Source organism: Sulfurimonas sp. HSL-1656 (assembly GCF_039645585.1).
Taxonomy (GTDB): Bacteria; Campylobacterota; Campylobacteria; order Campylobacterales; family Sulfurimonadaceae; genus Thiomicrolovo; species Thiomicrolovo subterrani.
This window is the reverse complement of record NZ_CP147915.1, coordinates 2,289,893-2,313,115: the sequence shown is the minus strand read 5'-3', so window position 1 is coordinate 2,313,115 and position 23,223 is coordinate 2,289,893. Positions and strand designations below refer to the sequence as shown.

General features: G+C 53.0%; 30 protein-coding genes and 1 tRNA gene. 24 read left to right on the top strand and 7 right to left on the bottom strand.

Going from position 1 to position 23,223, the window contains the following annotated elements; all coding sequences use genetic code 11:
• Positions 1–110: 110 nt before the first annotated feature.
• The 7 genes from WCX49_RS11900 to WCX49_RS11870 form a co-directional block, all read right to left on the bottom strand.
• Positions 111–512, bottom strand: a complete 402-nt coding sequence (locus WCX49_RS11900) for a hypothetical protein (protein WP_345985299.1) — start codon at positions 510–512, stop codon at positions 111–113.
• Positions 509–1,033, bottom strand: coding sequence for a hypothetical protein (locus WCX49_RS11895; RefSeq protein ID WP_345985298.1), 525 nt, complete (start codon positions 1,031–1,033; stop codon positions 509–511). Before WCX49_RS11895 ends, WCX49_RS11900 begins: the two co-directional genes overlap by 4 nt.
• Positions 1,005–1,727, bottom strand: a complete 723-nt coding sequence (locus WCX49_RS11890) for a Rad52/Rad22 family DNA repair protein (RefSeq protein ID WP_345985297.1) — start codon at positions 1,725–1,727, stop codon at positions 1,005–1,007. Before WCX49_RS11890 ends, WCX49_RS11895 begins: the two co-directional genes overlap by 29 nt.
• A gap of 221 nt (positions 1,728–1,948) precedes the next feature.
• On the bottom strand, positions 1,949–2,623 hold the full coding sequence (locus WCX49_RS11885) for a pentapeptide repeat-containing protein (RefSeq protein ID WP_345985296.1): 675 nt from the start codon (positions 2,621–2,623) through the stop codon (positions 1,949–1,951).
• A gap of 278 nt (positions 2,624–2,901) precedes the next feature.
• A tRNA-OTHER gene (locus tag WCX49_RS11880) sits at positions 2,902–3,010 on the bottom strand.
• Between the two features lie 353 nt (positions 3,011–3,363).
• On the bottom strand, positions 3,364–3,615 hold the full coding sequence (locus WCX49_RS11875; RefSeq protein WP_345985295.1) for a hypothetical protein: 252 nt from the start codon (positions 3,613–3,615) through the stop codon (positions 3,364–3,366).
• A gap of 1 nt (position 3,616) precedes the next feature.
• Positions 3,617–4,279: a S24 family peptidase gene (locus tag WCX49_RS11870; protein ID WP_345985294.1), complete on the bottom strand. Its 663-nt coding sequence runs from the start codon at positions 4,277–4,279 to the stop codon at positions 3,617–3,619.
• A 101-nt stretch (positions 4,280–4,380) separates the two neighbouring features.
• Here WCX49_RS11870 and WCX49_RS11865 point away from each other — a divergent pair, with 101 nt between their 5' ends.
• The 24 genes from WCX49_RS11865 (at position 4,381) to WCX49_RS11750 (ending at position 23,157) form a co-directional block, all read left to right on the top strand.
• Positions 4,381–4,674 (top strand): hypothetical protein, encoded by a 294-nt coding sequence (locus WCX49_RS11865; protein WP_345985293.1) that lies wholly within the window; start codon positions 4,381–4,383, stop codon positions 4,672–4,674.
• 12 nt (positions 4,675–4,686) lie between these two features.
• Positions 4,687–4,899: a hypothetical protein gene (locus WCX49_RS11860; protein WP_345985292.1), complete on the top strand. Its 213-nt coding sequence runs from the start codon at positions 4,687–4,689 to the stop codon at positions 4,897–4,899.
• The gene (locus WCX49_RS11855; RefSeq protein WP_345985291.1) at positions 4,886–5,086 is read left to right on the top strand and encodes a hypothetical protein; all 201 of its coding nucleotides are present in this window, start codon (positions 4,886–4,888) and stop codon (positions 5,084–5,086) included. Before WCX49_RS11860 ends, WCX49_RS11855 begins: the two co-directional genes overlap by 14 nt.
• A gap of 416 nt (positions 5,087–5,502) precedes the next feature.
• A complete protein-coding gene (locus WCX49_RS11850; RefSeq protein WP_345985290.1) occupies positions 5,503–7,956 on the top strand; it encodes a DNA methyltransferase in 2,454 nt (817 codons plus the stop codon).
• A 2-nt stretch (positions 7,957–7,958) separates the two neighbouring features.
• Positions 7,959–9,086 (top strand): DNA cytosine methyltransferase, encoded by a 1,128-nt coding sequence (locus tag WCX49_RS11845; protein ID WP_345985289.1) that lies wholly within the window; start codon positions 7,959–7,961, stop codon positions 9,084–9,086.
• Positions 9,083–9,505 carry a hypothetical protein gene (locus WCX49_RS11840; RefSeq protein WP_345985288.1) on the top strand — a complete coding sequence of 141 codons (423 nt, stop codon included), beginning with the start codon at positions 9,083–9,085 and terminating at the stop codon, positions 9,503–9,505. Before WCX49_RS11845 ends, WCX49_RS11840 begins: the two co-directional genes overlap by 4 nt.
• Positions 9,502–10,200, top strand: a complete 699-nt coding sequence (locus WCX49_RS11835; protein ID WP_345985287.1) for a hypothetical protein — start codon at positions 9,502–9,504, stop codon at positions 10,198–10,200. Before WCX49_RS11840 ends, WCX49_RS11835 begins: the two co-directional genes overlap by 4 nt.
• Positions 10,197–10,817 (top strand): DUF6475 domain-containing protein, encoded by a 621-nt coding sequence (locus tag WCX49_RS11830; protein ID WP_345985286.1) that lies wholly within the window; start codon positions 10,197–10,199, stop codon positions 10,815–10,817. Before WCX49_RS11835 ends, WCX49_RS11830 begins: the two co-directional genes overlap by 4 nt.
• Entirely contained in the window at positions 10,814–11,149 is a 336-nt protein-coding gene (locus tag WCX49_RS11825; RefSeq protein WP_345985285.1) for an HNH endonuclease, read from the top strand. Before WCX49_RS11830 ends, WCX49_RS11825 begins: the two co-directional genes overlap by 4 nt.
• A 187-nt stretch (positions 11,150–11,336) precedes the next feature.
• Positions 11,337–11,687 carry a DUF1064 domain-containing protein gene (locus WCX49_RS11820; protein ID WP_345985284.1) on the top strand — a complete coding sequence of 117 codons (351 nt, stop codon included), beginning with the start codon at positions 11,337–11,339 and terminating at the stop codon, positions 11,685–11,687.
• Complete coding sequence (locus WCX49_RS11815) at positions 11,684–12,028, top strand: hypothetical protein (protein ID WP_345985283.1); 345 nt, start codon at positions 11,684–11,686, stop codon at positions 12,026–12,028. Before WCX49_RS11820 ends, WCX49_RS11815 begins: the two co-directional genes overlap by 4 nt.
• The gene (locus tag WCX49_RS11810) at positions 12,009–12,356 is read left to right on the top strand and encodes a hypothetical protein (RefSeq protein ID WP_345985282.1); all 348 of its coding nucleotides are present in this window, start codon (positions 12,009–12,011) and stop codon (positions 12,354–12,356) included. The genes WCX49_RS11815 and WCX49_RS11810 overlap by 20 nt, the downstream gene beginning before the upstream one ends.
• Positions 12,357–12,459: 103 nt before the next feature.
• Positions 12,460–12,654, top strand: coding sequence for a hypothetical protein (locus WCX49_RS11805; RefSeq protein WP_345985281.1), 195 nt, complete (start codon positions 12,460–12,462; stop codon positions 12,652–12,654).
• Between the two features lie 62 nt (positions 12,655–12,716).
• Positions 12,717–13,262 (top strand): hypothetical protein, encoded by a 546-nt coding sequence (locus tag WCX49_RS11800; RefSeq protein ID WP_345985280.1) that lies wholly within the window; start codon positions 12,717–12,719, stop codon positions 13,260–13,262.
• Complete coding sequence (locus WCX49_RS11795; protein ID WP_345985279.1) at positions 13,262–13,540, top strand: DUF2829 domain-containing protein; 279 nt, start codon at positions 13,262–13,264, stop codon at positions 13,538–13,540. The genes WCX49_RS11800 and WCX49_RS11795 overlap by 1 nt, the downstream gene beginning before the upstream one ends.
• Positions 13,541–13,543: 3 nt before the next feature.
• Positions 13,544–14,053, top strand: a complete 510-nt coding sequence (locus WCX49_RS11790) for a terminase small subunit (protein WP_345985278.1) — start codon at positions 13,544–13,546, stop codon at positions 14,051–14,053.
• The gene (locus WCX49_RS11785) at positions 14,038–15,504 is read left to right on the top strand and encodes a hypothetical protein (protein ID WP_345985277.1); all 1,467 of its coding nucleotides are present in this window, start codon (positions 14,038–14,040) and stop codon (positions 15,502–15,504) included. Before WCX49_RS11790 ends, WCX49_RS11785 begins: the two co-directional genes overlap by 16 nt.
• Positions 15,501–15,761, top strand: coding sequence for a hypothetical protein (locus WCX49_RS11780; RefSeq protein ID WP_345985276.1), 261 nt, complete (start codon positions 15,501–15,503; stop codon positions 15,759–15,761). Before WCX49_RS11785 ends, WCX49_RS11780 begins: the two co-directional genes overlap by 4 nt.
• A complete protein-coding gene (locus tag WCX49_RS11775; protein ID WP_345985275.1) occupies positions 15,754–17,388 on the top strand; it encodes a hypothetical protein in 1,635 nt (544 codons plus the stop codon). The genes WCX49_RS11780 and WCX49_RS11775 overlap by 8 nt, the downstream gene beginning before the upstream one ends.
• Before the next feature lie 4 nt (positions 17,389–17,392).
• Positions 17,393–17,521, top strand: a complete 129-nt coding sequence (locus tag WCX49_RS11770) for a hypothetical protein (protein WP_345985274.1) — start codon at positions 17,393–17,395, stop codon at positions 17,519–17,521.
• Positions 17,522–17,526: 5 nt separating this feature from the next.
• Positions 17,527–18,348, top strand: coding sequence for a hypothetical protein (locus WCX49_RS11765; RefSeq protein ID WP_345985273.1), 822 nt, complete (start codon positions 17,527–17,529; stop codon positions 18,346–18,348).
• A gap of 187 nt (positions 18,349–18,535) precedes the next feature.
• Positions 18,536–18,688 carry a hypothetical protein gene (locus WCX49_RS11760; protein WP_345985272.1) on the top strand — a complete coding sequence of 51 codons (153 nt, stop codon included), beginning with the start codon at positions 18,536–18,538 and terminating at the stop codon, positions 18,686–18,688.
• Between the two features lie 10 nt (positions 18,689–18,698).
• The gene (locus WCX49_RS11755) at positions 18,699–19,706 is read left to right on the top strand and encodes a hypothetical protein (RefSeq protein WP_345985271.1); all 1,008 of its coding nucleotides are present in this window, start codon (positions 18,699–18,701) and stop codon (positions 19,704–19,706) included.
• Positions 19,707–19,755: 49 nt separating this feature from the next.
• Positions 19,756–23,157, top strand: a complete 3,402-nt coding sequence (locus WCX49_RS11750; protein WP_345985270.1) for a hypothetical protein — start codon at positions 19,756–19,758, stop codon at positions 23,155–23,157.
• Positions 23,158–23,223: the final 66 nt, after the last annotated feature.

Below are 23,223 nucleotides of genomic sequence, written 5' to 3'. Positions count from 1 at the left end.
ATCTCTTGTGCTTCCGGTGCCACATGACGACCTGGTACGCTTCACGCAGCGTAATGTCGTGACGGGCCCAAAGGTAGAAAATGTCTGCGATTACTCTCATGCCGGCTCCCTCAATTGATAGACGGGAACGGGACATGAATCCCACACCGCTCACCGAGTGCCCGGTTGAGCACGTCGTACACTTCGTCGATTTCCTGCTTGGTCATCTTCGTCGTGCTGTCCTTGCCGGTGATCATCTTCATGACCGGGCGCCACATAAGCTCCTTCACATGATCAGGGGTCCACGGTACGTCAGCCTTGATAACGGTCTTGATATCCTGGCCGCTCTCTTTGAGGGCATCGGAGATCAGCGAGAACAGCTTATGAAGCGCACGGTTCTGCTGCAGTGTCCGCAGATCCATGTCGCGCACCTCAGCTACATAGACAGCGCTGTTCATCTTCTCGAGTGCTTCGCGGTCTGCCTCACCATATGGGTAGAGGCACTGCCCCTGTTTTACGAGTGAGATTTTCATGCTGCCTCGATGCTTTCAACCACTTCGGCTTTTGCGACACGGCGCTGGTTCACCTTGATCTTCGCAGGGGTTGCTTCGGTCGTCTTTGTCTTCGTCACCTTCCGCATTTCAGCCTTGCCAAGTGCGATGAGCAGTTCCTGCGCTTCCGCTTCGTCAACCAGGAGCGTGAACACTTCCTCCGTTACCTCTGTTTCGGTGGCTTCTTTGGCCGCAGTAACAGTGATAGACGAGCAGATTTCTCCTTCGAGCTTTTCAAGCCCATTTTCCAGCATGAACGCTGCGCCTCCTAGCTTGATCTTCTCAGCTTGTGCCTTCATGAATTTCTCACGGTCGCTGATCTGGCTCTTGATATCTTTCAGGTAGGCAAGCTCTCCATCGACGTTGCGAAGAGCAAGAGCTATGTAGTCCGCCAGGCTGCTTTCTACCGGGAGCCCTTTTTCATTGATCGTGGCGATCTTCCATGTCAGCGTTTCTGCAACGTCGTCTGTCTTTTCAAGACTTGTTCGTTTCATCAGTTCCATGCTCATCCTCCGCTTTTTGTTTTCTGAGCAGCAGCGCGATTGCTTCACCCGCCTCATCTCCGTAAAGGTCAACGATCTCATCGACACCATAGTTGTCACAGATGCTTTTCACATCCGTATCTGTTTTCTCAGCAAGCTCTTCGATCTTCTTGACGATGGAAGGTGTGACGTGCTTCTTTGGCTGGAACCGCTCAGGGAGCACTGGGGGCTTCCAGTAGAAATATTCATCTTCCTTTGTCTTTGCCTTTTTATACTCGTCTTTCTCGTTGCGCTGTAATTTCTTGAAATCGTCAACAGTGATAACCGGTGCGTATTCAGCGTCGACGTCGTACAGATACCGCCCGATGCCCCATTGAACTGCTGCACGTTTCATTGATCCTGACAGCCCACCCTTGGTGGATTCGATTGCAGTGTCTTCGGCACCGTCCCATTTCGTGACCCACTTACCATCTACGTTCACGGAGATCCCACAAATCGTACCAGCCATGTTTGGGGAAGGCTTATACTCGTTCTGCCATCCGAAGATGCCGAACACGCTATCAAGCCTCGTCTGAATCGCCCTGTTTGTCACATAGGCAATAACACGACACCAGATGCGATCACCTGCTTTTCCTGATGCCTGTACACGCCATTCGAGATCGTTTGCACTAAATGGCTGTTTCAATTCTCTTTGTATTCGTTTAGCGTTCATCATCACAGCAACCTTTCGTTCAGTCTTGCCAGATACCCATCGAATGGGGTATCATCACGCTTGAAGAAGTTGATAATGCTTTCCACGGCCTGTTTCATCTTCTTCACCTTTCACTCTCATCCAGCGACCAGTCTTCTTCATACCGGCGCATTGAATATCCAACCCATACGAACAGACCGACAATCGCTATTGCGGCGGCCATGATGAAGAACCTAAGTTCGTAGTCATTCTGTGTCATCTTTTACCTCACCTGAAAGCTCGATTGCTTTAAAAATAAACTCTTTCCACTTTCTCCACCATTCAAGTGCGCCATCATCCATAGTTGAAATTTCATTGTCTGTGAAAGATTTCCATTTCTCAATACTGTGCATCTGGAACCCGATGGCCATTTCAGTAGAGCTAAAAACAATCGTGTACTTATCAAGTTGCATACTTTTAAGTTCTTCCATGTTCCCAATAGCCCACTTCCAAACTGCATAGCGCAGGTCGGCATAGCTCAGGTTGGCATAGCTCAGGTCGGCAGAGCTCAGGTCGGCATAGCGCAGGTTGGCAGAGCGCAGGTTGGCAGAGCTCAGGTTGGCATAGCTCAGGTCGGCAGAGCTCAGGTCGGCATAGCGCAGGTTGGCAGAGCGCAGGTTGGCAGAGCTCAGGTTGGCATAGCTCAGGTCGGCAGAGCTCAGGTCGGCATAGCGCAGGTTGGCATAGCTCAGGTTGGCAGAGCTCAGGTTGGCATAGCTCAGGTCGGCAGAGCTCAGGTCGGCATAGCTCAGGTTGGCATAGCGCAGGTTGGCATAGTAAAAAGAAACTTTTGCTTTCAATGCACCTTTTATCAAGTCGACCCATGAGTCGCATTCCATTTCGAAGATAACTTCTTTCGTATCCCAGCGTTCAATTTTCATTTTCTTTCCTTGTGCAACTTCAACGCATATCGGTAGTGCCGCCGTGAGTTGCGGACAGCAGCACCGATATAGATTCCAGCGGAGCAAAGCCCAGCTCCGCAAGTGAACGGTTCCATTGTTTTTTTACGCCACCTAGAAATGGATGCTCGTATAGGGCGGTAAAATTTAGCACGTAGGCAACTTGCGAGGGTAAGCCCTCACTACACGCATCCCCAACCAGCCACGGCAAAGGGCGTTGGCATGCCCATTCGGTATGCGTGTAGTGAAAGCTCTCGGTGAAGTGGTAGCAGGACTTGAACCTGCGCCGACTTTTCAATGGAGCGCGCTCTTCCCATTTACTTCATCCCAATGCTATGGCCATGGCTCTACCAACTGAGCTACACCACTTCATAAAAAGCTCTCTGAAAGACACGCGCCGTCCGCTCCACCACTCGGACCGATGAACTTTTTATCCCGGTGATCCACGTGTGCCTTTTTGAAAGCTCTGTTGACATTGATAAGTCATTGAACTCGACGAAACGATGCTTTTTCAATCGGATCGTCTGCAAGTGGTTTCTCTGCTTGCATTTCAAATCTTACTGTAACAGTAATTAAAGATTTCTTAAATAGTTACTGTAACAGTAAATAAATCATGTGATAATATGGGAAGCTTTTCGGGACGGAGTACTTATTTGAAGATGGTAGTGTAAATTATGTAGATCATCGCCAGGATGATCCATAGTATGATTGAGTATTTTAGGTTATGAACCAGATATCTTTTCATTATCTTTTGAAAGCAGTGTTTTAATGGACCATATTGTGAGTCTTACTCCAACGGAGATGGAATAAAAAACCATCATGACCAATGGCACTTCATCAATGTGTCTCGTAAAACCTGCAATTCCGGCGGAAAAACCACTATCAATCACAGCTATAAGTATGATAGCAATAAGGGAGGCCATAATGAATAGCCACTCTATTGCGACCCTCCTAGCAGTAAAAAACTTTTTCAAGTCATCTTCCTATCATCTTGAGAATTGCGGATCTATTGGAAAAACATAGTTTGTTGACAGCAACGACCTTAGCCATGAACAGCTCATCAAATATGTCGCCCTCGGTGTCCAGCCTAATCGTCTTTGTTTTGAAGGTGTCACTGCTATTGATCGGCACAAACTGCACCATGTTGGCTTCCTGGTCGAAAACGAATACCTTGATCGCACTTTCGTTCCCGATACGATAGTGCACAATATCACCAGACTCTGGCACAACCGTTGGATCGCAAATCACTTCGTCCCCGTTGTCGATAAATGTGGACATGCTGTCGCCACTGGCAATGACACAATACAGCTTATCGGAGTAGTATTCTCCATTGTAATAGCAGACCCGGCTCCGATCCTGCAAATGGTTTACATCGCCTCCGCCGCAGTCTGCCGTTCCAACAACAGGGATAAGGCTTACTTCGCTCATGTGCTCTGATGAGAGTAGGAACCCTGGCGGTTTATTAAAGAATTTCTCTATATTTGCGATGTACTCTTTCGGGATCGAGTAATCAACATACTGCTCACCGACCCATCTGGTAATGTACACAGGCGGTACATCCAGGAATTTGGCCAGTTTTGTTTTCCCGCCACGGCCATAGTCATCCAGGAGTGCAGCTACCTTCTTTTCCGGGGTCATGTTCATCCTTATTAAGTTACTAAAATAGTAACACGTATAAAATTACTGCTACAGAAATTATTTCAGTTTCATTTAATTACTGTTACAGTAACATTCAATTTATGAGCAAGAAATCCATTGATAAACCGATCACTGAAATTGCCAACGATACGGGACTGAATGTTCCTGAAATCAGTATGGCGCTCAGCGCGTCCCGTCTTCTCGGCCGTGACAAGCTTAAAAAGATCTACGATGCCAACTACCCTATCGAATATTTTCTGTTCGGAAGGGACTTTAAAAATAACCCAACCGAAGCCGCGGCCCCGGTCGGTTCCTCTGCTTCCAATGAAGCTAAGAGCATTGTCGCAGAACCGTCTGTAAAACATCAAGACGGCACGTGTATAGACAGTGTGTAAACAAGGTATTACATGAAGAAAACGGAAGCGTTGAATGTAAGAATCGATCCACTGCTCGAAGAAAAGGTTAACCGTATATCGGAAGCCGAAGGCGTGAGCAAGAGTGAACTTGTCGACACTGCACTTGAGCTTCTGTTCTTCCTGCGAGAAAAGAAGGGCTTCATCGGCGTGCTGCTGATGCTCCTTAAATCAAAGCAAGGAGGCAACATGCATGAAGCTGCTTAGTTTCTTTATCCCAAAAGAAACGTACAAGGTGCTCGCGGAACACGCGGGGAACGAAGGAAAAGAGGTGGAAGAGTTCATTGGTGAGTGCGCGGTAGATTTCGCGTCTGTCCTGCAGTCGTCAGAAGACAACCCTCATTCCAAACTCATTGATCTTCTCAAAAGCGTCGAAAGCGACAAACCCGGTTAGCGCCGGGGAAGACAACAGATAACGGCGGGTTCATTCTCTCCTCCTTGCCTGTCGTTATGTGTTGTCTCATCTGATAACACGCCCGTCATCAACCGACCAAAGCGATACGGGCATGGCAACCGAATAAGGATGCACTGCAATTATACCAGTGCCTTTTAACAAGCAGAACGGTGGGCAGGGGTTACAGGGGGTGTGCCCTGCCTTCCCTCCGTTGTGCTTCACACCCACAAAGGCTATCCATGGAATACAGTGAGTTTCTGCATAGCAAAATCAAACTCTCAGAGAATCAAGGTTTTGACTGCACAATAGCGGAAGTCAACCCTATCACAAAGCCACATCAGCAAAATATTGTCGCATGGGCCGTCCGAGGTGGGCGCCGCGGCATATTCGCATCATTTGGGCTCGGGAAGACGATCATGCAACTCGAGGTCGTCCGGATCGTGCTCAAGAAGATCGGCGGCGGCCGGGGGCTCATCGTCGCCCCGCTGGGGGTACGGCAAGAGTTTTTCAATGATGCGAAGGTCCTGGCGACGGGCGAGCACCCTTTCATCACCGATCGACAGCGCGAAGAGTTGAAAGCATGGCTGCAGATCGATGGAAACACGGCACCGAAAATCAAGTTTATCAGAAGCGTCGACGAGGCCAACGGCGATGGTATCTACATCACCAACTACGAGACGGTCCGAGACGGAAAACTTGACCCGCGTGATTTTGATGCAGCCAGTCTTGATGAGGCGTCTGTCCTCCGCGGCTTCGGCGGGACCAAGACCTTCCGGGAATTCATGGCGATCTTTGCTGGCGACCGGAAGACTATGAGTGCCCGGGTGAGAGGAAAGGAAGTGCAGTACCGTTTTGTCGCCACGGCCACGCCGTCACCGAACGACTACATCGAGCTGCTCGCCTATGCTGCTTTCCTCGGCATCATGGATGTATCGCAGGCCAAAACGCGCTTCTTCAAGCGCAACAGCGAGAAGGCCGATGAACTGACGCTGCTGCCGCACAAAGAAAAAGAGTTCTGGATGTGGGTTTCGTCATGGGGCCTCTTCATCGAGAAGCCATCCGACCTCGGCCTTTCCGACGAGGGATACGAGCTCCCCGCGATGACGGTCAACTGGTCAGAAGTGCCGAACGACTATTCCGAATTTGAAGCGGAGAAGGATGGGCAGGGCCTGCTCTTCAAAAATGCTGCCGCCGGACTGTCGCAGGCCGCCCGGGAGAAACGGGACAGCATCGGGCGCCGCATCGACCGTATGATGGAAATTTTCGACAGCTACGAGGAGGAAGACCAGGTTATCGTCTGGTGTACGCTCAACGATGAGCAGAAGGCTGTCGAAGAGGCGCTCCGCGCTGCAGGCATCACGTTCTCATCCCTTGCAGGAAATCAGACAATCGAAAAGCGCGACGAGCTCCTGCAGCAATGGCTCAGCGGAGAGACGCGCGTTTTTCTCACAAAGCCGATGATGTACGGCTCCGGGGCAAACCTCCAGCAGTGCAATAAAGAAATCTTCCTCGGCATCGACTACAAATTTAACGACTGGATTCAGGGCGTCCACCGGGTCTACCGTTTCCTCCAGGCGCGGTCGGTCCGCATTGACAGCATTTACACCGAGGCCGAGTCCGAGATCCGGAAGGTACTCGAAGAGAAATGGGAAAAACACAGAACGACAGGACTGAATATGACGAAGATTATCAAAGAGTTCGGCCTTTCATCGGCCGCAATGGCGAACGCGCTCAAACGATCCATGGGTGTCGAGCGCATTGAGGTGTCTGGAAATCACTATACCGCGGTGAACAACGACTGTGTGCAGGAGACGAAGGGGATGGACGAAAACAGCCTGGACCTTATCGTCACGTCGGTACCGTTCTCGACGCAATACGAATACAGCCCCAACTATGCCGACTTCGGGCATACGGATACCAATGAGCACTTTTTCGAGCAGATGGACTACCTGACCCCGGAACTGCTGCGCACATTGAAGCCAGGGCGCATCGCTGCGATCCATGTCAAGGACCGCATCGTCCCTGGGGGGCTCACGGGCCTCGGGTTTCAGACGGTCTACCCGTTCCACGTCAAATGCATCGAGCACTACACTAGCCATGGCTTCGCTTACATGGGGATGATCACCGTCGTCACCGACGTGGTCCGCGAGAATAACCAGACCTATCGCCTCGGGTGGTCAGAGGTGTGCAAGGACGGCACGAAGATCAGCGCGGGGCTCCCGGAGTACATCCTGCTCTTCCGCAAGCCTCAGACCAATAGCGAGCGCTCCTATGCCGACGAACCGGTCACGCACTCAAAGGAGGATTATACACGGGCCCGCTGGCAGACCGACGCGCATGGATATTGGCGATCGAGCGGCGACCGTCACCTCCTGCCGGAAGAGCTTGAGGCGATGGAACCTGCGCAGGTATTCCGCGCGTTCCGCGACTACCACCTCGAAGAGATATACGACTACGACCACCATGTCAAGATCGGGGAGCACCTGGACGCGAAAGGAAAGCTCCCGGTCACGTTCATGCTCCTGCAGCCTCCGAGCTGGATGGATGACGTATGGACCGACGTGGCCAGGATGCGCACGCTGAATATGGTCCAGAGTGTCAAGGGAAAGGAGCAGCACCTTTGCCCGCTGCAGTTCGATATCGTCGACCGGCTGATCGAGCGGTTTTCGAACGAGGGAGAGACGGTTTACGATCCATTCGGCGGGATTATGACGGTGCCGTACCGTGCAATCAAGAAAGGGCGTAAAGGGTATGCGTGCGAGCTGAACCCCGCATACTTCACCGATGGGGTGCACTACCTGCAGGCTGCAGAGAAAGAGGCAAATATGCCGACGCTGTTTGACTTTATGGAAGAGAAGTGCGGTGCATAGACATGGCCGCCTACTACAACGAATTCGACCCCGAAAAAGCCGAATGGCTTCAAAACCTCATGAACGCCGGGGCCATCGCCCCGGGAGCAATAGATACAAGGAGCATTACCGATGTCAAAGCATCTGACCTTATGGGATATAGCCAGCACCACTTCTTCGCCGGCATCGGAGTGTGGAGCTCCGCACTGCGACGTGCCGGATGGCCCGACGACAGATACGCCTGCACCTTCTCATGCCCCTGCCCTCCATTCTCCACGGCGGGCTCCGGGCAGACATGCCCGAACTGTGGCGGCGGATCTCATCTCTGCCATCCTAAACGAACCGGATATTTCATCTGCCTCGATTGCGGCCATTGTCACTTCGCCGACGAGCGGCACCTCTACCCGGAAGTATCGCGCATCGTCGGAGAGCTTGAGCCTGCAGTCTGCTTTGGAGAACAGGTTGCAAGCATCGACGGCCGGACGTGGCTCGCCGCTGTACGCGCTGACATGGAAAACATGGGGTATGCCCTTGGGGGGGCCGATCTGTGCTCTGCGGGCGTCGGCGCTCCGAACATCAGACAGCGGCTCTACTTTGTCGCTGAGCGGGTGGGCTACGCCGATAGCCAGGGACTACGCGGGAGCGCTTACCACTCCGGAGAAAGTGGCTGCCAGGTTCGCACACCCTCGCGGGAAACCGCTGAGAGAGGAAGCGACACTGGCCGGCTGGCCGACGGCGACAGCCGGAGACGCGGACCGACGCGGCGACGTCTCGATCGACGCGAAGAATGTGACGCTGAACCATGCGGCGGCAAGGACGGGCTGGGCGACACCGACGCGTCGTCGAAGAAGAGGTCGGAAGCGTTCGGTACGGGCCGGACACCCACAGCCGGACGAAGTTCTGACAATGGACTGCCCCGCCCGCCTGAAATCGGATGGGACGCTGCTGACTGGCTCTACTGCACAGATGGAAAGTGGCGGCCAGTTGAACCCGGCACATTCCCGCTGGCTTCAGGGCCTTCCGGAGATCTGGGACGCGTGTATACCAGGTGGCGCCGCATTGGGATTAAAGGCTACGGCGACGCCATCAACTACGACGTCGCGGCCACGTTCATCGAAGCATCAATGCCGATGCTTCAGCGAGAAGGATGATGCATGAAAAACCACGGAACAATCAACTACAACGCGCAGAGAGCAGCATTGCCAATGAGAGGTATACCATGCGAGTCTTAACCATTCAAGAAAAACAGGTTTTCCACGCCGCCTACCAAAACATCATGCGCGTCGCATCAGTACCGGCAGAAAGCATCATCGAGATCAAGGACGGCGGCGGTCCACTCCCTGGCGTCTACTTTGACCTGCTGCACCACTTCGGGGACATGAAGGGTCTGGTGGCGACGTTCTGCCCCATGAACGAGTTCGCGGCAAAGCAGGCGCTGATTAACTACTGCTTCGAGTGCAGGATCCAGCCTCGTGAATTCCAGTTTAAAGGTCTGCTGTCGATCGAGAAGCGGTTTATTCCGCATGTAGAGCATACATATGCGGCACATGTAGAGGAGATAGCATCATGAGAAAGGGTTTTAGTTTTTTAAACAGCTACAAGCGCATCTACGAAAAGCTGCAGACTGCAGAGCAGAAGACGGAATTTATCGAAGCGATCATGTCGATCCAGTTTCTCGAGAAGAAGCCGGACGAAATCACATTTGATGATCCGATGCTTGACCTTGCATTCGAAGGGGTTAAGCATAGCCTTCAAAGCAGTATTGAAGGGTACTTGAACAAGGCTAAAGAAGGTGATTACAAGGGGTGTTACGAAGAAAATGTAACCCCTTGCCAAGCCCCTTATGAAGCCCCTTGCCAACAAGAGGAAGAGAAAGAAGAAGAGAAAGAGAAAGGGGAAGTACAAGAGGAAGAGAAAGCCAATGCGCCTGCGCGCACATGTGAGAGCGAAGACCTTCCTGAATGGCTCGACAAGAATGCATGGTCAGAGTGGCTTCAGTATCGCAAAGAGCTCAGAAAGAAAATGACGCCATCGACTGTCAAACAGCAGCTGTCACTTCTTGAGAATTTCAAGGACCGGCAGGGGGAAATAATCAACACGAGCATCCGCAACGGGTGGCAAGGGCTGTTTGAGCCGAAGACGCCACCGGGTAAGTCTTCGACAGGGTTTGACGATCTTGACCAGATGGTCGCAGCGAACAAGATCAGTTTCAACGCTGCACACACCATGGCGGCAGGCAGAAGACTTGCTGGGGGTGTGCAATGATCGATTTCAAGAAGTTCGTCGAGCGCTACACCGTTCTTGCCGAAGAGTTCGGTGAAACAATGAGCGATGCCCGCATGAAACTGCATTACGAAATCCTCAGCAGATCGATGAGTGATGACGAGTTTGACGGTGCTGTCATGAGCGTTCTTGCAAACCGGAAGTTCCACAAGATGCCGCACCCTGCCGAGCTGCTCGAGTACGTTCGCCCTGACATCGACGCCATCGCATCACTCGCGCTTCAAGACCTCGAGCGTGCTTTCAAAACGAAAGGGCGTGTCGCATCCGTTGCATTCGAGGATGTCGTCATCAACAGCGTCGTCAATGCCATGGGAGGGTGGGTGTATCTGTGCAACCTTGAGGCAAGAGAGTGGGAGTTCAAGCGTCGTGAGTTCCCGCAGCTTTACAAGACACACTCGAGACGTGATACGCATATCGATCACCTTCCTGGTACTGCAGAGGCAGACCCTAACTCTGACCCATCACGCTATCTGCCGACCGTTGAGGTCGTAGAGGCGGGTTATAAGATCCCAAAAGTGAGATCAGTACCAGCGCTGAACAAGCCAAAGCGTGATGTCGCTGGAATGATTGCCCCTTTGGCAGAGGCGGTAAGAGCATGAACGCACCATACACCAAAGCCTACCAGACAAAGCATGCTCGCATCAAGCCAAAGCCAGCCCGCGACCGTGACTACCTCAACTGGTTCGCTCAGCAGCCGCACCGGTGCCTTGTCTGCGGAACACCTGACGGCATCGAAGGACACCATGTGAAACGTGATTCAAGTGACCAGAAAGACGACCACAAGATGATCCCTCTCTGCCAAGAGCACCACACCGGCCCGATGCTGTCTCCGCACGGCACGCCGCGCCGCTGGCGGGAAGAGTACAGCATGGAGTTCCAGGAGCAGATCGCCGCGGAGATCTATGCAGAGTATTGCGGGGAGGTGATGTAATGAAAGTGAAGTGCAGAGACTGTGAGTTCTTTGAGCTTTTGGGTGAAAACAGGGAAGCATGGGGTGTGTGTAGATTTCTGGAACAACCGATTTACTGTCTTCCGAAATGGGCAAAACTGCGCGTAGTTAACAGTGGAGCAATAAACCCAGATTCTAAGTCAATTTGTAACGTTTTTAAGAGTAGAAAATGAGCAAATATCGCGCTATCAAAGATACCCGCATCATCAACGGCGAAACCGTCACCTTCGACAGCCGCGCCGAGGCACGCCGCTTCGACGAGCTGCACACGCTTGCAAAGGCCGGGAAGATCAAAGACCTCACCCTTCAGCCAAGATACCTCTTGGTAGACACTTTGCGCGTTGTAGGCCACCGAACGATGCCGAAACGCCACTATGTTGCCGACTTCCGCTACGTCGACGGGAATGGCCGCACCATCGTCGAGGATGTGAAGGGCATGGTCACGCCGGTCTACTCGCTGAAAAAGCAACTCTTCCTCAGCATCTACGGTACTGAAATCATCTTCAAGGAAATCAAATGACTAAAACCAACTACACTATCCATCACCAAGGCAATATTGTCGTAATCATGCAACATGGCAAGGTTGAAACAAAGTGCATCAATGAAGAGTCGGCCCTGCAATCGGTGTGGAAGCTGGAAGGATCAGACCGGAAGAAATACTTCGTCGCGCGCGGAGAGGCAGTCTACGAATGTGAACGCGCAGAGATGAACGGCATCACTGCCATCATCAAAGAGCACGATGGGAAGGTGGAAGTCGAGATAGACGGACGTGGTGGGAGCGCGATGTTCATGAGCATGGAGGAAGCACGGTCGTACATCGATACCGTATTCGAGGAGGCCAATGATGCAACAGACGCTTGACGAAGACACGGCGCAGAACAACGAGGATATGTTTTCCGCATGGGCCTCCGGCAAAGGCATCAGTGATGAGCAGATAAGCGTAATGACACACGGTGAGCTCTACCGTCTGCGCTGCGAATATAACGGCTTTGTCGTCAAAGGCGGCGGTAAGTTCAGCCAGTTCATCCACGCCAGCTCGAAGCTTCCCGAACGGATGAGCCGTAAAGAGGCTGCGCGGTACTACAACGCGAAGCTTGAACCGTACTGGGAAGAGTGCCTGGATGAGCGTGTGCCTAAGCGGTTCCGCGGAAAGGCGGTTACGTATCTTATCAGCAGGAGGGCGGCGTGACCGAATATGACAAAGCAATGCTGGAACTGCTGAAGACCTACCGCGGCATCAGTCGTGGAGAGAAAGACCGCATCAAGCTGGTTATTGAAAAAAAGGGGAAGTGATGGGACGTCGTAGCTTACCGTTCGAAGAAAGAAAGATCAACGTGCCGTCATGGTGCCTCAAAGGAAAGTACATCCTGGCAATGGAGCGGATAGCTGCACAGCGAAACACTACCCCCTCCGACCTGCTCAATGAAATCATGGCAAAGTTCGTATCCCAAAACGATCCTGCAAAAACTACCACGAAAATAACCTAACCCTACGAAAAAGTTTCTGATACAGAAATAATGGTGCTTGAATAATTCAAAGGAGCACCATTATGGCAGCAGAAAAGACGGAGCAACGCAAAGCGCTCGAAGAAGAAGCAGACACGTTGGGAGTTGAGTTCTCCCCGAACATCGGAGACGCAAAGCTTGAGGAGCGTATTAATGCAAAGAAAGCAGAGCTTGAGTCCACTGCCGACGGGCAAGATGAACCTACCGACACTGCAGCCGGTGGTGATGCAGATGCTATCGGCAGCGACAAATCCGATAACGTTGCAACTTCAGGAGAGGGTGTTCCCGGAACTGGTACGAACGGGGGTGGCAGTGACGAAAGTAACGGAGGAGGGCATACAAGTGTACCCGAAGTCAATGTGGATGAAGCCGTTGCCGATGAACATGGACAAGGACCCTCACGCAAGTTCACTGATGTAGAGCCGACCCACGAAACCGCAAACATCACCGAAGCCGACCTCGACAAGATCATGGAAGAGTTCGAGCAACGCCGCGGCGCAGAGAAGAACCCAATCAGTTACGATGCATACATGGGCGCCCGCAGCGCAATCAACCGCGTGAAGCAGCTGATTGCTGAAGGGAGTGAGTGATGGAAGATATTGGAACATTTGGATGGGCTATTGCTCGCATGAAAGACGGTGCGAAGGTGGCCCGCCGAGGTTGGAATGGCAATGGTATGTTTGTCTTTTTAGTCCCAGGCAGCCATTTCAAAGTAAACCGCGCACCGTTGCTCGGGATTTATGAAGAGGGGCACCCAATCGACTATCAGCCGCACATCGACATGAAAACTGCAGAAGATACTGTTGTCCCATGGCTTGCAAGCCAGACAGATATGCTTGCTGAAGACTGGGAAGAAGTCGAGGCTTAACCCATGGCAAAACTCACGGAAAAGCAAAAACGGTTCTGCGAAGAATACATGATCGACATGAACGCAACGCAGGCGGCTATCCGTGCAGGGTACAAAGAGAAGACAGCCGGGTCACAGGCGCATGATATCCTGAAAAAACCTGAAATACAGGCGTACCTTTCAGAGTTGATCGAAAAGCAGCAGGAGCGCACGCAGATAACAGCAGACATGGTATTAGATGAGCTTGGCAAGATCGCATTTTCAAAGCTGACGGATTTTTACGATGGAGAAGGTCGTCTTATTCATCCTGAGAATCTACCAGAGAATGCTTCTGCAGCAGTTGCAACGTTCAAGACAAGAAGGGAGAGCGTAGGGAAAAACGCTGATGGAAATGACGAGTTCGACACCATCGACGAGTACCGTAGACACGACAAGGTGAAGGCGCTTGAACTGATTGGACGGCACTTTAAAATGTTTACCGACAAAGTTGAGCACAGCATGGACGAGGAGCTGGCACAATGGCTGAAGAAGTAATGTACTCGTGGCAGTCGCAGTACCTCGACGGTATGCCCTTTGAAGCGTTCGCTCTCCTCGACCTGGAGGCCCAGGCTAAACTCGCAAAAAAGACATTCTCAAACTTCATCAAATACGCGCTGAAGGTCGGACCAAGAGATAGACAGCAGGCGGAGTTCATTTTCGAGTTAGACGATGCTCTTGCGACGAAGGTACTGCCAGACGTATCGGTTAGGTCCGGACACGGTACCGGGAAGACGACGATCCTATCGTGGCTGATCCTGTATGTTGGACTCGTCTACGATGATGTAAAGATACCGGCGACGGCCCCGGCCGCCCCGCAGCTGATCAACATGCTTCTGCCGGAAGTGAAGAAGTGGCATAAGAAGATGCACCCGCGCTTTGCCCGCCTGGTAGAGCCGCTGACGGAGGACGTGAAGTTCAGGAACGGCAATAAGTGTTTCGCAAGGACCGCGCGCAAGGAGAACACGGAAGCATTGGCCGGGGTGCACGCAACGTTCGTCCTCTACATCATCGACGAGGCGTCCGGGGTAGATCAGCGGATCTTTGAGGTCATCGAGGGGGCACTTACCGGCGACTACCTGCGCGTTATGACGTCTAACCCGACGAGGACGGCCGGCACATTCTTCGATTCGCACAACAAGAACAAATCCCTCTACCGCACCGTGCACATGGACAGTGAGAAGTCCGCCAACGTCAAACCGTCATGGATCGAAATGATGGCAAAGAAATACGGCAGGGAGTCATCGGTCTACAAAGTGCGTGTCCGCGGTCAATTCCCGGACAGAACGACAGATGCCCTTTTCGACATGGTCGCCGTAGACGAGTCCATGGCAATGGATGTCAATGCGGACATCGATCGCAGCGGTGTGCATGTGTGGGCCCTCGACGTTGCGAGGTTCGGAGACGATACTTCTCAACTGACAAAGCGACGCGGGTACGAAGTCTATGAGATGACGCCGAAAAAGCATAAGAGCACTATGGAGTTGGCGTTATTCGTCGCGAACCAATACACCCAGGCGGAGCATAAGCCTGATGCGGTAGTTGTGGACACTATTGGAGTAGGCGCCGGCGTTTTTGACAGGTTGATAGAACTTGGCGTGCCAGCTATTGAAGGAAATGCATCGATGGCTGCCGACGATGATGCCTACCTCAACAAGCGCGCTGAAATGTATTTCGGGCTTGCAAACTTCATCCGAAAAGGCGGGAGCATACCGAAAGATGATGAGCTGTACGAAGAGCTCTCCGTCATCACATATAGCTACACGGACGGAAATGGGAAAAGCAGGATAAAGATTCTGAAAAAAGAGGAGATAAAAGAGATCCTCGGCCGATCCCCGGACAAAGCCGACAGCCTTGCACTGCAGTTCTTTACCACCATCGTCCCCCAGCAGAACGAAACGGACGAGTGGGGGGAAACGCAGGACCACGGAGTAGGGGGATGGGCATGAACGGTCTTACCAACTTCGACTTCATCGTAGAGGCAATGCCGTTTGAGGACGAAACGGAAAAGATCGTGTGGGCTGCGATGTTCTGCCGGAACCTGGCCGGGTGCACCATCACGATCCCGGCGAAGATGCAGGAACGTGAGATCGCGAAGCTCATGTTCAAAAAGGGCGTAGATTTTGACGTGGTGGAGACGGCAGTATCGCTCAAACACCGCACGCTGCGGAATATCCAAAAAGAGGTATTGCAAGATGATGAATAAACAGCATCTACTCGACATGATCGACGCCGCAGAGAACGGGTATGAATACTACGAGCCGCTGTTCCAGGAGCTTTCGGACTACTACCTGTCCCAAATGAATCCGGAGCTCTACGAAGAGCTGAGGAAAAAGAACAAGTCCCGCCTGTTCTTCCCGCGGATCAACTCGAAGGTTAAGCGGATCGTGTCGAGCTTCCAGGAAGCCTATTTCAGCACTGATACGTTTGCAAAGCTCCATGCCGATGATGACGAGAATGCCGAAAAGGTACAGATGCTTCAGAAGGCGCTCGACCACTACACGCAGAAACGTATGACACCGCTTTTTGTCACTTTCGCGCCGACCTTCTACGCTGCACCCATCTTTGGGACCGTTATCGCTCGGGTCTATTGGGGAAAAGGGAAACCGGTCATTGAAAACGTGCACATCAGGGACATCAAGTTCGACCCTTCGGCGCGCACAGTAGAAGATATCAGGTTCTATGTTCACGACATCTACCTCACCGTCGACGACATCAAATCGTACCAACAAAAAGGGGTATACCGCAGAGACATCGATGCGGAGGAGATGGTCAAGGATGACCGCGAGTTCATCACGAACAGCCACAGCCGGATAAAACTGCAGGAGGTCTACACGATCAACGCAAAAGGGGAGTGGACGGTATCGACCTTCTACGACAAGTCCTATGCGCTGCGGAAGGGGGTAGTGCTCAAAGACGGTAACCCGTTCATTGTCGGCTTCCTGGTCCCGCAGATCGAGCAGCCCATTGACGAGAACATCGTGCGGGTGTATGGCGACCCGGCAATCGCACCTATCGTTGCGCTCCAGAACGAATTGAACATCCGTCGCAACCAACAGATCGATGCGGTAAAGAAGCAGCTTGACCCGCAGTTTCTCCTTCCGAGCAATGCGAAGGTCAACCCGCTTGACATTGAGAAGGGGGCCCGCTTCATCCGAACGACGGCGACGGGGAATGCACCAATCATCCCTGTCCCGGCGCCGAACATAAGCTCTTCTTCTTATGACGTTGAGAATATCGACCGCGACATGAGTGAGAACTTCGGTGTATCGGCGCAGCAGAACGGCATCGGGACTGACACGAAGCAGACGGCTACGGAAAGCTCCATCCTCTCCAACGAGGGGAACGCACGGATGCAGGCGTATATGCGGTCCTTCAACGAAACATTCTTCAAGCTCATCTTCAAACGCACGGCGCGTCTGGTCTGGAAGTACGGCGATCCTCGCTTCTTCCCCGGTGTAAGCCGCACGGAGCAGTTTGAATTTGTAGCCCGGATCAATACCGGCCTCGGCGCAACAAACAAAGAAGTGCAACTGGCAGGTATAGAACGCAGCGCGGGCATGGTATCAAGACTTTTCGAAATGGCGATGGCGACGCAGAACGTCGAAGAAGCAGGCAGAGCCTACAACGCCATGAAGAAGCTGACCAGAGACGCACTGCCGATCATGGGCATAGAGGACACTGACGAATATCTAGGAGAAGAAGACAATGAGCCAGAACTCGGACAAAATCACGGCGCTGGCGGCGCTGACGCAATCGGATGGGTGGGCCATCCTGGTGGGGGAACTTCAGGGGAAGCGGGAAACCCTCTACAGATTGGTTACAGGCCCTAACAAGGTGAACGAACGTATGAGTGCTGCGGACCAGCTTGCGGTTATTGACGAGATCATCACGATGCCGTACGCCATTATCAAGGACCAGCAGGAAAAAGACGCCAACGGGCGCGGATTCGATATTGAGGAGTAAATAAGATGAGCACACCTATCGATATGAACGACTTCGGCGGCGAAGGGAATGTCGGGGCGTTGAACACGCTGATTGAAGCCGTCACGGACGGGGAGGGTGAGCCGGTCCCAGCACAGCCCTCTCAGGAACCTGAACCTCAGCAGGCTGCTCAGCCACCAGCTGAAGCGGCGCCAGCTCCTAAACCGGCTCCGGAGCCTACACCTGCAGCACCTGTCCCCGGGGCAGACACTGCGGCGATCCTGGCCGCCATCCAGCAGATGAATGAAAGGCAGGCAGGATTCGAGCAGCAGATGCAGCAGCAGGCAGAACAGAACAAGCCGGAGCCGACAGAAGAAGAGCAGGCTATGGCAGAACTGAGAAAGCGCCTAGGAATCGATGATCTGCAGGCTGAAAACGAGCGCCTGAAGCAGCAACTGCAGCAGAACGAGCAGACCATGACGGCGCAGCAGATGCAGGCTTACCAGAAGCAGGTCGAGAGCGACATCAACGCGCTTAAAGCGGAGGTGCCGGATTTCAACCCTGACCTGGTGGCGAAAGAGCTTGCAACGATGGCAAAAGAGCCCTACATGCTCCCGAACGGAATGCCTGCCCGCGATGCGAACGGAAATATCATTTCAAAAGCGGCAGCGATGGACAACCCTGCAGGGTGGCGCCAGATCTGGACGGAGAAGTTTGCCAAACCGGCAGCACCGACGCCTGACCCAATCGTACAGGCAACGGGGGCAGACACGGCTGCAACTTCGAAGAGCCCCATGGATCGTCTGAAAGAAGCGGACAGCACACTCGAGCAGGGGCGTGCAATCCTCGACATGATAGGAGGGGGTTGAAGCCCTCCCTATCCTATCGCCGAGTACAAATGTCCATATATTTTGCACCGGGCGATGCGATAGATTCGTGTAAAAACAACCTTCAGGGGGTAACATCATGTCAGGATGGGACTGGTTTACAAACGCCGACAACATGAAAGCGCTTGGGACATTTGGGGCAGGGTTAGGCTCTATTGCGGGCGGAATTATGAATTACAAGCTCGGGAACGACGCGCTCAACTTTCAGAAAAATGCGTATAACACGCAGTACAAGGATTTCCTGAACCAGCGCAAGAAGAACGAAGATGCCGTCTCCAATGCGTTCGGCGGTCTCGGCACATACGCCGTACCGACGGTATAGGGGGGATAGCATGGTAATGTTCCGCCCAACCGTACCACGTCTCGATACCAGCTACGGAAGCGCTATCGGGGACGGCTTCTACCGCGCAGGGAAGCTTGCACAAGATTATGGCAATAGTGTAACACATGATCAGAATGTCAAGCAAGAGCTCAACATGCGGCAGTCCGTGCAGGACCAGGCCGTAGCCGATAAGAACGCTGAACTCGGCGGGTTCGCACGAGCCGGGGTACCCGCCTATCCATCCCTCGCAAAAGAAACAGGTTACGACCCATCAAACCCAAACGTCTTTACGCAAAACCGTTTCGGCAATGCCGTCAAAGCGCAGGTGGAACTCGACCGCGCACGCCCGGACCTCAAACTGTTCGAGGGGGAGATGAACTACGGAACCTTCAACCCTAAGACAGGGGAGACCGGGAAAACAAACGTGCCGGTGTACCGCAAACCCATCACCCCGTCATTCAGCAAGGTCGACACAGCAGACGGCGTATTTATGGTCAATAATGCAGACCCGATGCAGCGCGTACGTCTTGGCGACTATGCCAACAAGGGACAGTACCGTTCCGTCAACACCGGCGACGGTGTGTTTATGGTCAATACCTCCAACCCGGCAGATCGCATTAGACTCGGTGAATATGCACCGCGTCCGGTCGATCCGTGGATGCAGATGTATCGAGAGGCACAGTCTGCCAATATGAACAGCCAGGTCGAAGAGCGCGACCGCAAAGCGCGTGAAGCTTATGTAGAAAACGCACCGTACGATGTCAACGACTTCAACAACGCCGAGAACGACTACGCTTACAACTTCTACAAGAAGAAAGGGTACTACCCTGGCATCGTCGATAAGCCCGGATTTTTCACAGGTGACACATTCGACGGCTTCAATGCTCCGCAGAAAGCACCGACAAAACCGGAGAAGCCGAAAGGCCCATACGCGCAGTACGCAGACGGAACGACCGGATCATTCAATGGCAAGCGCGGCACCATCGTGAACGGGTACTTTATCGAAAATGGACAATAACACTTTCATCCCCGACGGCAACTCAGACGACTACAAAGAGATCCATGCGATGATGGACAAGGTGCGCGTCAAGGCACCGAAAGATGCGTTCATCCCTGATGATAAAACGTTTCCGTCTGCGGAGTCGCAGGCAATGCAATACCCCGTCGTGTCGCCAGAGTTTGCGCTGACAGGACTTGTACGGGCCGGAACAGGAGTTTTGAACAAAGCAGCGCAACACTTTGCGCCGAAACTTGCGACAACAGTGCCAAAGACAGCCCAGAACGCCGGGAAACAGATCACAGGCGGTCTCAGCTTCACGAAGGGTTCCATTGTCGGCGACGTCGGAGCACAGGCTGCGATTGAAGGCGCAGACGAGGCGATGGGTGCAAACTTCCAGCAGGAGCATCCAACCGCAGCAGGGGCCGTAAGGCTTGGTGCCGGTCTGCTCGTGGGTATAGGTGCCGGGTATGCAGCCGAAAAGCGTTACATCGACTCGCTGCGTACAGGCGCGACAAAGACGGCTGCTAAGAATGCAGACACCTTTGTACCAGACCAGCAGTCCATCGATGTGGCCGAAGCGCTGACGTCGAAGAAACACGTCTCAGAGATGAGCACCGACGAGCTGATGCAGGCGGCAGGGCTGAAGCCGAAGAGCGCCTACCCCAAAGTGCAGGACCAGTACAGGGTAGAGACGCCGATCCCGCCAAAGCCGTATGAACCGAATTTCAGAATGGTGCCGAACAACCCTCCTATGCCGTACGTTGATAAGGCAGCAAAGCTGGCTGAAGACGCAAGGGTACAGAGCTTGGCCGTTGCAGAAACTGACGCCAACGCAAGACGGGCAAAAAGCGCAGAACGTTTGATGAACGAAGTCATACACGGAAGCAGCGAGGACGTACTGAAGCAGACCAATGCACAGGCATTCAAGCCGAAGCCTGACGCTGACGCTGCATACAAGACCATGACGCCTGAACAGATGCAGGAGTATGATGCAATGCTCAAGCAGGAGCAGAGCATACAACTCCTACCAGAAGACATCAAAGCAGGACTGATGCATCAGAATGGAGACACGTTCGTCGTAAAGACCAAAGACGGTTATGAGGTACAGAGATTCAACGGAAACACGCACAACGTAGCAGATAGCAAGTATCCACTCACAGAGGACGGGCTGTCAATCGCAAAGGCGCGTGCAGATTATGTTGAGAATCGTGCTCTTCAGAAAGAAGCTGAAAATCTGTTTCCAGAAAAAAGTTTCAAGACACCGGGAGCAGATAAAAATGGGATCATGATGATGCACAGCGGAGGTGCGTTCCTGAGCGACACAGCAGAGAAGGGCATGGACAACATCATCCGATCACTTGTGAAGGTTCCTGCAAAAGCAGCCTACAAGACCGCGGACTACCTTGCAGGCGGACGGATAAATCAGGCGTGGGAAACCGTCAAAGACTCCGATGTAACGAACATCATCACTGGGCATAAAATCTATGGCCGCGGTGACTACATGTCGCTGCGTGACGATCTGTTCCGCAGCATCAACGGCAACCAGGTAAACTACGAAAAACTGCACCGACAGCTTTTGCTCATGGATGAAGGCACAAGCAGAGACCTCTACCGCTACATGAGCGGCAATAGAGACACAGCCCTGCACCCGTCCATTAAGACGTTCGCAGATGAGTACATCGACAAGATCAACCAGAAGGGGCAGCAGCTGGTTGACCTCGGCATTCTTGATCCTTCGCAGTTCGAGAAGTTTAAAGGCCGGTACCTCCACCGTTCCTACATGAAAACGATGGCCGAAGGCCGGGCGGCTGCGTTCACCAATAAGAAAACGATCAAGGGCGTCTACTCAAGGGGCAATACGTGGACAGGGCCGAAAGCAGAATACGATGACCTGCTGCAGCGCGGGGAGATCGGTGACTTCTTCGATGGGAAGATAGAGGCGCACCGTATGGAGAATGGGCAGTACCGTTTCTCGCAGGACTGGACGCCGGAGCAGCGTGCAAGATGGGGAGAGGTCGAGGATATCGCCTACTCACTGCCCGAAACACTTTCACGCATGGATGACATGATCGCCAACGGCCAGTTCCTAAAAAAGGTGCTGACCGATACCGGCTATGTGCATGACGCGGTAGACGATACGATGAAAGGCGCCTACATGCAGCTTCAAGGCAAACGGTACGGGGCCCTTAACCAGAAGTGGGTTCCGCGCGACGTGGCAAAAGACATCGACTTCTATTCCAACGCATTCTTCGGGCACAACCCAGATGAGGCGGCGCACAAGTTCCGAGAAGGGATGCGGACATACATCTCGCTCTGGAAGAGTTCGCATACACTCTACAACCCAAAGGCCCACGTAAATAACCTCATGTCAAACGTCACGCTGCAGTACATGGAAGGGGTCAACCCTATAACGGCGATGAACAATGCTAGGAGAGGTCTGCAGGCGTCGATCAAGGTCAGTAAACTCAAAGAGCTGGATGCAAAGAGACTCATCGGCCTCAGCGACGAAGAGAAGCGTGCCATTGACGCCTTGATGGCAGACGACGATGTGAAGCTATACATGCAGGCGGAAGCCGCAGGGCTGTTCGGACGATCGCAGCTCAACGACATCCTGAACCGGTACGTCAACAACACGAAGGAGTCCGGCGGGGTTATCAGAAGCATCCACCGCAACGTTGGCAACGTTTACGAGGGAGAGGACAACGTAATGCGCTTCAGCCTACTGAAGGCACTTGTGGACCGCGGGGAGCCGTTCGGTGAAGCGATCACGCACGTCAACCGCACCATCCCGGACTACTCGAAGCCGATGAGCGAGGCGGCGCAGTGGTTGCGCGGATCCGGGATCACCCCGTTCATGTCATGGACGTACTATTCCATCCCTATCCTGATGCGGCAGATGAAAGAGCATCCCACCAGGGCGCTGGGCATCATCGCTGCAATGTCTGCCATCTACGAAGGGGCTGGTATCGATGCCCCACTGCCGTTCACAACCAGCGAGGACATGCCAAAGGAGGGATTCGCATACAAGCGCATCCCGATCTACACCGACGGCAAAGAGGTAACGACGCTGAAAGTGGACAAGTGGCTCCCGCATGGAGAACTTGCAAACCCGGTTGAGTTCCTGCGCGGGTTCCTGAACTTCGGCACATGGCAGCCGGCCGTGGACGTCATCAAGAACAATAACGCCTATTTCAACAGGCCGATCACGAGAAAAGATGGGTCGAAAGCGGTATACGATCTTGGAAAATATACGGTGCAGAATGTTCTGCCGATGCCGGACGTTTTGGACCAGGCTTTCAATCTGGTAGAGAGCCGCGTCTTAGATCAGCAGCAGCGTAGAAAGGATTCGGTCGTCACCCCGAGAACAACGACAGAGGAGCTACTGAACATTATGGGGACAAACGTGCTCACATACGACAAGGCGAAGCAGCGCCAGAAAACACAGCGGGAGAAGATCAAGTCTCCCTAGTGTGCCACATGTAGTACATCCCGGCGGAGGCGTAAATCGCCAACACAAGGAAGTGCCACCAATGGT

Coding starts and splice junctions, on each gene's coding strand:
- WCX49_RS11850 (WP_345985290.1), top strand. CDS start 5,503: ATGCAACTCGAGGTCGTCCGGATCGTGCTCAAGAAGATCGGCGGCGGC.
- WCX49_RS11845 (WP_345985289.1), top strand. CDS start 7,959: ATGGCCGCCTACTACAACGAATTCGACCCCGAAAAAGCCGAATGGCTT.
- WCX49_RS11860 (WP_345985292.1), top strand. CDS start 4,687: ATGAAGAAAACGGAAGCGTTGAATGTAAGAATCGATCCACTGCTCGAA.
- WCX49_RS11840 (WP_345985288.1), top strand. CDS start 9,083: ATGATGCATGAAAAACCACGGAACAATCAACTACAACGCGCAGAGAGC.
- WCX49_RS11825 (WP_345985285.1), top strand. CDS start 10,814: ATGAACGCACCATACACCAAAGCCTACCAGACAAAGCATGCTCGCATC.
- WCX49_RS11820 (WP_345985284.1), top strand. CDS start 11,337: ATGAGCAAATATCGCGCTATCAAAGATACCCGCATCATCAACGGCGAA.
- WCX49_RS11800 (WP_345985280.1), top strand. CDS start 12,717: ATGGCAGCAGAAAAGACGGAGCAACGCAAAGCGCTCGAAGAAGAAGCA.
- WCX49_RS11885 (WP_345985296.1), bottom strand. CDS start 2,623: ATGAAAATTGAACGCTGGGATACGAAAGAAGTTATCTTCGAAATGGAA.
- WCX49_RS11865 (WP_345985293.1), top strand. CDS start 4,381: ATGAGCAAGAAATCCATTGATAAACCGATCACTGAAATTGCCAACGAT.
- WCX49_RS11765 (WP_345985273.1), top strand. CDS start 17,527: ATGAGCACACCTATCGATATGAACGACTTCGGCGGCGAAGGGAATGTC.
- WCX49_RS11795 (WP_345985279.1), top strand. CDS start 13,262: ATGGAAGATATTGGAACATTTGGATGGGCTATTGCTCGCATGAAAGAC.
- WCX49_RS11760 (WP_345985272.1), top strand. CDS start 18,536: ATGAATTACAAGCTCGGGAACGACGCGCTCAACTTTCAGAAAAATGCG.
- WCX49_RS11785 (WP_345985277.1), top strand. CDS start 14,038: ATGGCTGAAGAAGTAATGTACTCGTGGCAGTCGCAGTACCTCGACGGT.
- WCX49_RS11805 (WP_345985281.1), top strand. CDS start 12,460: ATGGGACGTCGTAGCTTACCGTTCGAAGAAAGAAAGATCAACGTGCCG.
- WCX49_RS11835 (WP_345985287.1), top strand. CDS start 9,502: ATGAGAAAGGGTTTTAGTTTTTTAAACAGCTACAAGCGCATCTACGAA.
- WCX49_RS11750 (WP_345985270.1), top strand. CDS start 19,756: ATGATGGACAAGGTGCGCGTCAAGGCACCGAAAGATGCGTTCATCCCT.
- WCX49_RS11755 (WP_345985271.1), top strand. CDS start 18,699: ATGGTAATGTTCCGCCCAACCGTACCACGTCTCGATACCAGCTACGGA.
- WCX49_RS11780 (WP_345985276.1), top strand. CDS start 15,501: ATGAACGGTCTTACCAACTTCGACTTCATCGTAGAGGCAATGCCGTTT.
- WCX49_RS11815 (WP_345985283.1), top strand. CDS start 11,684: ATGACTAAAACCAACTACACTATCCATCACCAAGGCAATATTGTCGTA.
- WCX49_RS11830 (WP_345985286.1), top strand. CDS start 10,197: ATGATCGATTTCAAGAAGTTCGTCGAGCGCTACACCGTTCTTGCCGAA.
- WCX49_RS11810 (WP_345985282.1), top strand. CDS start 12,009: ATGATGCAACAGACGCTTGACGAAGACACGGCGCAGAACAACGAGGAT.
- WCX49_RS11855 (WP_345985291.1), top strand. CDS start 4,886: ATGAAGCTGCTTAGTTTCTTTATCCCAAAAGAAACGTACAAGGTGCTC.
- WCX49_RS11900 (WP_345985299.1), bottom strand. CDS start 512: ATGAAAATCTCACTCGTAAAACAGGGGCAGTGCCTCTACCCATATGGT.
- WCX49_RS11870 (WP_345985294.1), bottom strand. CDS start 4,279: ATGACCCCGGAAAAGAAGGTAGCTGCACTCCTGGATGACTATGGCCGT.
- WCX49_RS11790 (WP_345985278.1), top strand. CDS start 13,544: ATGGCAAAACTCACGGAAAAGCAAAAACGGTTCTGCGAAGAATACATG.
- WCX49_RS11895 (WP_345985298.1), bottom strand. CDS start 1,033: ATGGAACTGATGAAACGAACAAGTCTTGAAAAGACAGACGACGTTGCA.
- WCX49_RS11775 (WP_345985275.1), top strand. CDS start 15,754: ATGAATAAACAGCATCTACTCGACATGATCGACGCCGCAGAGAACGGG.
- WCX49_RS11890 (WP_345985297.1), bottom strand. CDS start 1,727: ATGATGAACGCTAAACGAATACAAAGAGAATTGAAACAGCCATTTAGT.